We start from the raw sequence: 9,633 nt of genomic DNA on the forward strand, positions 1-9,633 counted from the left end.
GCTCAGGCTGCCGCGGCGGGCTCGGTCGGAGGCTCGGACGGCTCCGATGCGACCGGCTCCGACAGTCCGTCGTGAATGCCGGTGATGACCGAAATCAATCCCTGGATCGTCTCGGGCATGCTCATGCCGTAGCGCTCCGCGATTTCCGCCAAGCCGGCGCGCATATCTTCGGGAAGAACCTCCTCGCGGGGGACTGGCACGAAGGTCCAGCCGAGGGAATCAAGCACGGCTCCGAGCGAATCCAGGCCGGGGGCATTCTTGTGTCGCCACGCCTTGAGGGTGGGAAGAAGAACCCCACTCCGCTCAGCAACCTGCCCGTACGTCAGCGATTGCCTCTGCATCTCGGCGAACACGAGCTTGACGTGAGGGGACACGCCGTCGGGGACTGTGATGCGGCTGATCCGCCCCGGCTTGGGCTTGCGGCGACGGCGATAGCTGGGCTGTTCCATGCCGCGACTGTGCGGCGAGGGGATACCAGATAAGAGCCTGTTTCGGTCGCCCTACCACCAAATCGGTTTATTCATCACAACCTCATCCTCACCCCCCATAATGCTTACAGCCTCCTGCTTACTTATTGGGTAAGCATGTAGAGTTTTTGATGACATTTCTATATCAAAACAAATGTGATCCAATTCCTTTCCGGCCTTAAATCCAACAGGGTAGGCAACCTCAAATGCTATCCTCGTGTTGTGCTGCCCAAATATAGACCGCCACACCTTCGATCGCACATGGCCATACAAGGCACCAGACTCATCATTAGCAGATATATAGTCCTCAAACTGGTTGACCGAATTTGGGTCATCGTAAAAAGTTGAGTCATTAAAATAATTAATCATCCATTGGGCAAAGCCATTCTTAAGCCTATCGGGCTCATAGTCTTCCAGAAACAAGGAAACAGATCTGTTTTTCAACGACCGGCGGACAATTTCTTTTTCGTCACTGCCTATATAGTGCTTGCCGTTATAGCTTGGCGACAGGTATGTGATTTTAGCAATTTTGTGCGCCCTCATGCAGTATTCATTTAGCGCATCAGCCCTCCTAAACGCAATATTATCGCGCACTTCGCGCCAATCTATACCAGATCTATCGAAAACGCTTTCGTCAGACTCTGCCATCGCTCGTATAACAGCCTGCTCATCCCCACGAAAACAGAATTTTTGGTGGCAGTAATACCAGTCCATTTTGTGCCAAGCATCCGTCACAGCCGTGATGTCTGGGAAGATTGCGTCCCAATCATCGGGACACTGCATCAGCCCTTCGATTTCCTGCCGATGGTCGCTCAATTTATGACCTCTTTTGATTTCGTGCTGATACTGCTACCCATACCCAAATATTTGCCGCCACTTACAAATATCAGAAGCGCTGCTTATTCAAGTAATAAATCGGGCAAAAATTCTTTGCGCCTAGCGGAGTGCCGGGGTCGCGCGTCAACCGCCCCCCACGGCCCCCCAGAGGGACCCATGACTGTTGCGGCTATGCAACAGTTGCGCGAAAGGCACAAATCGGCAGGAATGCCACGTAGCATCCACGCAACAGTTGCACAAATGGCACGGCCGGCGGCATCCGGCTCAGGGTGCGCCATGCCCGGCGCTCCTACTCGGCAGCTAGTCCCGCGGCGGCGTCGGACAGGCCGGCAGGGGCAGCGAAGAAGCGGACTGCCGGACGACCGCGACCGCCCGACCGAACCTCTCGCTCCGTCACGCGCCCGTCGGCCGTCAGTGCCGCGAGCACTGCGCTCACGGCTTCCGCATCGGGCTTCGGCCGGATCGCATCCATCAGCCGGGTCCTCGTCGCACCGGCCGGTCCCGCGGCAGCGATGTGCTCGAATGCCTTCTCGGTCAGCGACAGGCCGTTGGGTAGCCGCTTCGCCTTGGGCGCCTTCTGCGGCTCGTCCAGGGCATCCGCAACGGCCTCGGGGGCAAGGCGGGCCTCGTACCGCGTCAGAGCCTCTATGGCTGCGGGAGAGAAGACATCGTGCATGGCATTGCGGATGTCCGCTAGCGCGAGCCCTTTGATCGCGTGGCTTCGGACTATCGGCACGATGCGGGAACAGTGAACCTGCCCTTCGCCCGCCAGCCTACAGCTTCCCTCCTGATCACCGTTCTCGGACGCGTGCCGGCTTGCGGCCTCGGTGCGGGCTAAAGCCAGCATATGCCCGGCAATCGCTTGGCAAAGGGCGCCAGACGCCTCTGCAACAGTATCCTTCGGAATCGCGATATTCTTGGGCCGGACGCCAAACACCCACACAGACCCGCGCGAGCGGCGCACCCAGGCAAGCCCCCGACGATTGAGAAGCGTCAGGACCTCACCGATCAGCGTCGGCTCCACGTCAGGAAAGAGGACCGCATCAGCGTATGCCGCGCCCGTCATCCCCTCGGTCGGAATCGAAGAGCGATAGGCACGAGCGCGATGCAGAATGATCGGCCACCGGCTTCCAAGGTGGCGCTCAACGGGTGAGGTCGGCATAGCCCCTGCTCTCCGACAAAATTATTTCTTTCATAGAGGTAGGGGAGGGGTACAAAAACGTTTAGAATTTAAACCTGATCTTACCCATATAATACCCCCCTATCTAACTAAATAAATAATTGCCCCCAAGCCCTGCGGCTCCGGGCTGTTCACGCGGCACCGTGGCCGTCGAGTGCCCGGACTGCGAAGTAGCGCTGGCTCGGGCGCCCCGGCCCCGACGCTGGGGGGCGCACAACGCACACGACCTCCCGCGAATCTTCTTCGAGTGACTTCAGGATGTCGTCGAGGCGGCGCCGGTCGAAGCGGCCGTTCACGCGCTTCGAGATCGCGGTGCGGGAGACGCCATCGGGACCGGCTTCCAGAATCCAGCGCTTCACGTCGACGTGCTCGCGCTGGCGGTCGTTGTCGGCGAGCCGGCCGGCGATCTGATCGAGGGTCATCAGCGTCGAAAGCTCGACGATGCGCCGGGCGAGTTCCAAGGTCCCGCGGTGGATGCGCGGCCGAATCGGATCGCGCCCCGCCTCGATCACAAGGGCGAGCTTCAACGTGTGCTCGGCCGTGCGTCCCCACAAACCGCCTTCCTCCTCGCCACGATCGAAGCCTCGTCGTTCAAACTCGCTCTCGATCTCGCAATAAAAATCGTCGATCGCGGCATTGGCCCACGGCACCATCAGCGCTTTGCAGGAGGTCGTGCCGTCGGAGAGCACGCCGTTGAGGTTGCCGCCGGTCTTGGAGATCGTCAGGTACTGACAAGCCTTGAGAAGGTCCGAGGGTGGGCTGTCCCAACTGGCGGATGGCCGAACGCGATCAGGGAGGTCGCCGCCGACGGGGAAGATCAGCATCCGGGCGAGCAGGCCATCGGCGACAGAGAGAGCCCGGCATGACTGCCAGAAATCAGACGGCGTCGACGTGCCATAGAGGCAGACGTTCGGGTTGTGAATCGGCGTTGCAAGTTCAGCCGCATAGTCGGCGCCGCGGAATGTACCGGCCGCTGTCGAGAAGAACTTGAGCAGGTCGTTGCGGATTTGGAAGCTGTGCGGCATCTTCGTGTTGTTGATGTCGCGCATGAAGCCGCCGAACTCGTCGACCAAGTAGAGGCACGACGGCTGCGCCCCGACGCGCTTCCGTAGGGCCGAGCCCGACATGATCTGCTCGCCGCCCATGAAGCGGCCGAGATTCGCGCGGTCGACGATCTCCCCGATCACTTTGCGGGCATGGTCCTTCCCGAAGCCAGACGGGGCCAAGCCGAGGGTATAGAAGTTTGTCCTCGCCTTGGTCGGCGCCTCGTAGTTCCGGCCTGCGAGGGTGCCGACGAAGGCGACCGAGGCCGCGAAGGCAAGGGTTGCGTTCGGCTTGCGCGACGTGATCCGCATCCATTCGACGAGTTCGCCGACGAGGCCGGGCACGCCTTCGACGAGGTCGCGCATCTCTTCCTCGTGCGACCGCGGCGGGGGCGCGTCGTCGATCTCGGGGAACTCGATCACGGTCGCCGGGACCTCGGCGGGCGGCGGCTCGTCGTCAGGCACCGCGGGGGCGCTGGGAACGTCCGTGGCGGGCGCCACGGGCTCCGGGGCGGCAACCGGAGCCGGCGCGGGATCGTCAGTCTCCTGAGCCATCCTGTAGAGCCGGGCTGCCTCGTCGCGCGGCGAGAGCTTCGGCCGGTTCCGGTTGAGCACCATCTTCGGCGCGAAGTCGTAGCCGATCGCCTCGCCCAGCCACACGGCCGCGCGCGTCAGGTCCGACTCGGGGATGCCGAGCGCGACCATCACGAGGTTGATCGCGGTATAGCCCTTCTCGCAATCGCCGTAATCGACGATCCCCTTCGGGTCGATCGACAGATACAGGTTGCGCTTGTGCAGCGGCTTGCCCGTGGTCGATGGGCGCCACTCGGCAACTGAGCGGTATCCGTCGCCGGAGCGCTGCAGTCGGGTCAGCCCGAGTCGCGGCACCCACGCGTGGAGGTCGGCGAGGGCGTCTTCGTTGAGCTTGCGGAACCACTCGGCGGTGGACGTGGCCGCGTCCGCGACCTCGATTCCGCGCGCCTCGACCGGAAGGATCGTCTCGGTTGCCTCGTAGCCGTGCGCGCGAAGGACCTCGATCACGGCCTCGACGTGCTCGACCGTGATCTCGGTCAGGTCGGCGGGCGGCGTGTCGAGAAGCGTGCGCTCGGTCGTCCAGACGTAGGGCGCGGCCGTATCGGGATGGATCGAGGGCGGCACGACGGTTTGCTTGCCGTCGGCGATCAGGTCCATCATGCCTTCGCGGTCGCGCGGATCGGCCGATCCCGGCCGCTGCCGCTTGAAGCCGCGCGAGCGAATGGCGCTCGTGTCGCCGCGGAAGAACAGGGTCTCGCCCTTGCGACCGCGCTTCGCCACGATGCAAGGCGGCAGGACCGCCTTGATCGGCTCGATCAAAAAGTCTTGGTCGATGTCGAAGGCCAGGACGCCACGGCCGCAGGCGATGCCGACGTTCGCTTCCGGCCACTTCGACCACATCGTGACTTCGAAGCCGGTTGGGAGCACGACACAATGCCGGCTCCAGTCCTTCATCGGCCACCACTCGCCGCCGGAGAAGCGACCAGGCATCTTCTCGGCCGGCGAGATCGGAATCGCCGAGTAGCCGAGATCGACGAGGGCCGGGCCTGCCGAGGCGTAGGGGCTCAGGTCCGAGCCCTCGCGGGTGCCGTCCGGATCGAAGCCGCTCATGACTGCAGGCCCGGAAGCGGATTGTCGCCGTCAACGCCGAGTTCCGGCGTCTCCCTCAGCATGTACCGTGCGTCACTGGCCGCATCGCGCCATGCGAGATGGTCGCGTGGATAGAAGCAGCGGACGATACGGCAGCCCGACCGGAACACGAGCGTGATAAGCTCCATGTCCCTCAGATCGGAATGATGGGCGCCCAACGGTGGAGTGCCGCGCGCGCGGCGATCGTCGCTCATGCGCCACGGGCGCGCTCGAAAGCGTGCCGAAGGGTGCTCGACGAAGTATGCCGAGTCGTCACCCTCCGGCAAGCGCCAGTCGAAGCGCCACGGCTTTCCTTCAGTCGCGACTATTGCCGCTTGCACGCGGCAAGGAATTGGCGTAGTCATTTCGCACCTTAACTTGTGATTTACGAACCTGCTTAGCCGGCCAGGGCTGAGCAGGTTCTTTTTTGTCTGCTACGCGGCGGCCGCAGCCGAAGTCGTGCAGTGAGAGGCATGCACGCCATTGGTAGCCGGCGCGCCTTCGAGGTAACGACGCCAGTCTTGGGCCAAGACCACAGTCGCACCACCAACCCTTCGCATGATGAGGCGGCCTTCCGCGGCGTGCTTGTACAGCGTTGACCGGGCAATCGGCCCATTGGGCTTTGCCAAGTCTTTGATGCGATAAGCGTGCATAGGACCTCCTCACGATGCCCAGGCCATCTATTTCGGGCCAGCGGCGTCCAAATATGTCCACGCATTCGCGAGTCGCTGGGAGGCAGTTTGAATCGCTCCCGGCGCTTCGAACGCGCGCTGGGTCAGGTCACGGTCGTTGGAACGGCGCCCGCCGCAAGCGTGAGAGCGATCTGGCCGACAAGCGGACCATTCGCCCCCTCGAAGTCGACAGCGTGCCCGAGCAACGCAATCCGTTCGAGGGCATCCCCCGGCGCAGCAATGGCGGTCTCGATCGCTTCTCGCGCTACAGAGCGGATGACCTCGACCGCTTCACGGATGCTACCGGCAGGCCCATGAAGAGCGGCGCCCAGCAAGGCTTCCTCCGCGGTCAAAACGGAGGCGAATGCATCCAGTATAGTCGCGACAATCGCGATGTTCTTACGCCCCGCACCACTATCATCAAATCGGCAGACATACGCTTCCGGCCCGACCGGAGAGCCAAAAGGCGCCCCGGCCAGTTGAGTGGACTGGCAATCCATGTGCTTAACCCCGATGCGGCGGCGCCTTGGCTGCTGACCTAAGGCATCCTGTCGAGTCGCTGCTCACCGCAAGACTGCGCTAACCCAACATGTTCCCACAGTAAACCACACATTTACTCTAAATGTCGACGGATATCCGCCACTCATCCGTCGGCTCAACGGATCATCCGCCACCCTTACTGCATCTAGAAGCGGCCACCCTAGATGCACTTCGCTTCTTGAAAGCCTCTATTTCGTCGTGGCTGAAGTATCTGCGTCTCTTGATGTAGATCGGGCGCGGAAAATCCAAGCGATCATCAGCAAGCCATCGAGCTAGCGTCATGTCACAAATGCCGCCAAATTCAGCCATCACGGATTTTGCGGTCATGTAACCCATAGGCACCCTGTCTTTCCTTTGCGCCATGACACGGCTCTACCAGCACCACTGCAACCAAAACCCGCGACCATCAGGGTACAAGCGAAGTATCTATCATGCCACCGGCGCCAACGGACAAAGCGACGGATGCAACGGATAGATTTTGCTTGATCTCTTTGGCAAAGAGTCTCTGTTTTCAGTGTGGCTTTTATGCCATCAAAGCTCAAGACGACTAGGCGCAATGTGGCAACTATCCCCGCTCTTGCGCGGCAATCCAGTCGGTCAGCGCGCCTGCCTTCCAGCCGAACTTGCGCTCTCCGATTCGAAGCGGCGGGGGAACCTTTCCAGCGCGATAGAGGCGTCGAAAATGCGTGAGGCTGAAGCCGAGCAGTGCCGCAGCTTGCCCACTGTCGATCAGCCTGTCTCTCTCAAGCGAGGGCGGCAGGGATACCCGTCGTGCGGCGCTGGTCTGCATCTTCATTCTCCCAAGCCGCACCGTGCGGCGTCGGGACCATTGGTAACCAGGGCAAGCCATAGCAGCCCGACGCAATGGGATTTTCGGGATTAATAGCCGGCGCTCATTGCTGCCACCCGATCTTCTTGAAGAGATTTCCGATCTTTTTCCTCACTGTCTCGGCATCGTAGGGCCGATCCATGTTAATGGCGGCCCACTGTGCCATGTGTTCGGTGTAACCGGCCTGCCCGCCCTTCACGCCGCCTTCCGTAACGAGGCGGCATACCTCTATCCAGAAGTCATCAACGCCAGGGTTCGGCCTCCTACCTGCCTTGCTCGGCGCCGCGATGGCCATTTCCGCAACGCGGGCTGGACCGGCAGCGGGGGAGGGTGGGACAGGCTGGCCCGCGAGCACAGCGTCGAGGTTCGCGCCCGCAATCAGCACGTCCCCTCGCGCCGCAGCACCGCTTGCGACGATGAACACGGCAGCGCCCTTCAGCACCGCTTCGACACGATCCGCTCCGCTGGCTTGCCAAGATACCGCTTCGATGGGCTCCGGCGCACCCGTGGTCACCCTGAGCGATGCCGGCAACCTCCCATCGGCCAGCATGGGGCGTAGAGCCGCGTAAGCCTTCTCGGCGAGTGAGTTCGGCCCCGCCCAAGCCCCGGCCCAAGTGCTTTTCAGCGTTGTGCCATCGGCGAGAAGGGACCTTGCTTCAGGCTTGGCGCTGGCCCACGCCTCCGGGCACAACGTCTCGGCTGAACGCGCCAGTGCGGCCGAAAACGAAACCATGCCGGGGGGGAGATACTCGGTCATTCATCCGGGCCAGTGAGCCTTGCGACATGTTCGGCCCATAGTGTGAGGGCCTGCCGCTTTTCCTCTCGGTAGCTCGCACGATTGTAGATGCCCGCGACGCCGGCCCGATGGCCGCTGACGTGATTCAGCACTGCTTCGACGACGTGCGGGAGCACGCCGAGGGTAGCCATGCCTGTCGCGGCCGTCCGTCGTAAATCATGAAGCCGCCAGGGGCGAATTGCGTCACCATTCTCGCTGATCCGCGCGTCAAGCTCGGCCTTCGCCTTGCTCCATCCCGAAAAGCCGTTGTCCCGCGCGCCGAAGATCAGGTCCCGCCCGCCGCGGAGTGGTGTCGTAAGGATGATTGCAAGCGCGTGCGAGGATAGCGGCACATCGTGAGGCCGGCGATTCTTCGTGCGCAGGGAAGGGATTGTCCACATATCGCCCGTGACCTCAGAGAGAGCCATGCAGCCGACTTCGTCGCGGCGCTGGCCGGTGAGGATGAGGAGGCGCACGATTCGGCCATGATGATCGTCTCCGCACGCCTGCCATATTGCACGCAATTCGTCGTCGCTGACGACATGATCCCGCGAGCGCTCGTCGGCGGCCTTGTTGGTTCCAACAACCGGGTTTGTCTCGCATAGCCCCTCTCCCATGCCCCACGCGAACATGGCTGATAGAGAAGCACGGGCTCGATTAGCGGCGATCTCGCCACGGTCGCTAGCGATCTGCCGCATCACGGCGGCCACGTCAGCGCGCTTGACCTGATGCACGGGCAGGGCACGTAGCGGCTCCCAATGCTTTGCGAGATGCCGCGCAACCTCGGCATGCGAGCGGGCCTTCAGGCGGCTTTCCGAGGCGCGCAGATAGGCATCTGCCACGCTACCAATTGTGATCGAGGCGCGCGCCTTGGCCTTGGCCTCCTCCTCGGCCGGGTCGTAGCCGTGAACCGCTTTCGCCAGCGTCGACCGCGCAAGCCGGCGGGCGTCGTCGATCGACATGGCCTCGTATCGACCGAGGCTGAGACGTTTCGTGGCTCCCCTGCCGTTGCGATATTGAGCCACGAAGCTTCGCGTTCCCCCAGCATTGATGCGAACGCCGAAGCCGGGCAGAGCGCCATCCCATATGATCGTTGAGTCCTTCCCCTGCGGAACCTCAGAATTTTCAATCAGAGCACGACTCAGCCGGGCCATGGCCTCAATCCGTAAGCATCAGTAAGCGTCGTGTGCCCTCAAACGATCAGCCATGACAACAAAAATCTGGTGCCCATAAGTGATCATCGCGCTTACGAAAGCTTACGGCAAGCTATGATCACCTAAATCATAAGACTACGAATCTGGGGGTCAGAGGTTCGAATCCTTTCGGGCGCGCCATTTACTGCTTGCAAGTCAGCGACTTAGCAAGCGATGAGCTTTAACCTGCCGAGCGTTCATAGCTGGGGCATGGTTCAGGGTACGGCAAAGCGACGGTTTCAATCCGTAGGCATCGCCCCATTCTTTTCCATCTCGCAACGACCTGTAGCAGGTCGTGTTCAGATCGGACGAAGCTGAAACAGCACACCCCGCTCGGTAGGGCGCTTAGGCTTTGGTCTCGCACTGGCACGGCCGCACTGATCTGGCCTGCTGCCGGTTTGGTGGACACCGTCCGAAGCTAATTGGGCTCGGTTTT

At 61.8% G+C, this 9,633-nt stretch carries 9 protein-coding genes; all 9 read right to left on the reverse strand.

Annotated elements, in window-relative coordinates; all coding sequences use genetic code 11:
• Nucleotides 1-2: 2 nt before the first annotated feature.
• The 9 genes from E4V01_RS20415 to E4V01_RS20460 all read right to left on the reverse strand — a co-directional run bounded on the left by E4V01_RS20415 (nt 3) and on the right by E4V01_RS20460 (nt 9,158).
• Nucleotides 3-449, reverse strand: a complete 447-nt coding sequence (locus E4V01_RS20415; RefSeq protein ID WP_193763253.1) for a hypothetical protein — start codon at nt 447-449, stop codon at nt 3-5.
• A gap of 51 nt (nt 450-500) precedes the next feature.
• Nucleotides 501-1,283, reverse strand: coding sequence for a hypothetical protein (locus tag E4V01_RS20420; protein WP_135299599.1), 783 nt, complete (start codon nt 1,281-1,283; stop codon nt 501-503).
• 310 nt (nt 1,284-1,593) lie between these two features.
• Nucleotides 1,594-2,466 (reverse strand): hypothetical protein, encoded by an 873-nt coding sequence (locus E4V01_RS20425; RefSeq protein WP_135299600.1) that lies wholly within the window; start codon nt 2,464-2,466, stop codon nt 1,594-1,596.
• Nucleotides 2,467-2,615: 149 nt separating this feature from the next.
• On the reverse strand, nt 2,616-5,171 hold the full coding sequence (locus E4V01_RS20430) for a bifunctional DNA primase/polymerase (RefSeq protein WP_135299601.1): 2,556 nt from the start codon (nt 5,169-5,171) through the stop codon (nt 2,616-2,618).
• Nucleotides 5,168-5,404 (reverse strand): hypothetical protein, encoded by a 237-nt coding sequence (locus tag E4V01_RS20435; RefSeq protein ID WP_135299602.1) that lies wholly within the window; start codon nt 5,402-5,404, stop codon nt 5,168-5,170. Before E4V01_RS20435 ends, E4V01_RS20430 begins: the two co-directional genes overlap by 4 nt.
• Nucleotides 5,405-5,964: 560 nt before the next feature.
• Nucleotides 5,965-6,360, reverse strand: a complete 396-nt coding sequence (locus E4V01_RS20440) for a hypothetical protein (protein ID WP_135299603.1) — start codon at nt 6,358-6,360, stop codon at nt 5,965-5,967.
• Between the two features lie 605 nt (nt 6,361-6,965).
• Nucleotides 6,966-7,190 (reverse strand): AlpA family transcriptional regulator, encoded by a 225-nt coding sequence (locus E4V01_RS20450; protein WP_135299605.1) that lies wholly within the window; start codon nt 7,188-7,190, stop codon nt 6,966-6,968.
• Between the two features lie 103 nt (nt 7,191-7,293).
• Nucleotides 7,294-7,986, reverse strand: a complete 693-nt coding sequence (locus E4V01_RS20455; RefSeq protein ID WP_135299606.1) for a hypothetical protein — start codon at nt 7,984-7,986, stop codon at nt 7,294-7,296.
• On the reverse strand, nt 7,983-9,158 hold the full coding sequence (locus E4V01_RS20460; RefSeq protein ID WP_135299607.1) for a site-specific integrase: 1,176 nt from the start codon (nt 9,156-9,158) through the stop codon (nt 7,983-7,985). Before E4V01_RS20460 ends, E4V01_RS20455 begins: the two co-directional genes overlap by 4 nt.
• Between the last annotated feature and the right edge of the window lie 475 nt (nt 9,159-9,633).

The organism is Methylorubrum sp. Q1 (assembly GCF_004683995.1).
Taxonomy (GTDB): domain Bacteria; phylum Pseudomonadota; class Alphaproteobacteria; order Rhizobiales; family Beijerinckiaceae; genus Methylobacterium.

Bases quoted from the DNA above. Each gene is read 5' to 3' on its own strand.
- E4V01_RS20415 (WP_193763253.1), bottom strand. From the start codon at position 449: ATGGAACAGCCCAGCTATCGCCGTCGCCGCAAGCCCAAGCCGGGGCGG.
- E4V01_RS20425 (WP_135299600.1), bottom strand. From the start codon at position 2,466: ATGCCGACCTCACCCGTTGAGCGCCACCTTGGAAGCCGGTGGCCGATC.
- E4V01_RS20430 (WP_135299601.1), bottom strand. From the start codon at position 5,171: ATGAGCGGCTTCGATCCGGACGGCACCCGCGAGGGCTCGGACCTGAGC.
- E4V01_RS20435 (WP_135299602.1), bottom strand. From the start codon at position 5,404: ATGAGCGACGATCGCCGCGCGCGCGGCACTCCACCGTTGGGCGCCCAT.
- E4V01_RS20440 (WP_135299603.1), bottom strand. From the start codon at position 6,360: ATGGATTGCCAGTCCACTCAACTGGCCGGGGCGCCTTTTGGCTCTCCG.
- E4V01_RS20450 (WP_135299605.1), bottom strand. From the start codon at position 7,190: ATGCAGACCAGCGCCGCACGACGGGTATCCCTGCCGCCCTCGCTTGAG.
- E4V01_RS20455 (WP_135299606.1), bottom strand. From the start codon at position 7,986: ATGACCGAGTATCTCCCCCCCGGCATGGTTTCGTTTTCGGCCGCACTG.
- E4V01_RS20460 (WP_135299607.1), bottom strand. From the start codon at position 9,158: ATGGCCCGGCTGAGTCGTGCTCTGATTGAAAATTCTGAGGTTCCGCAG.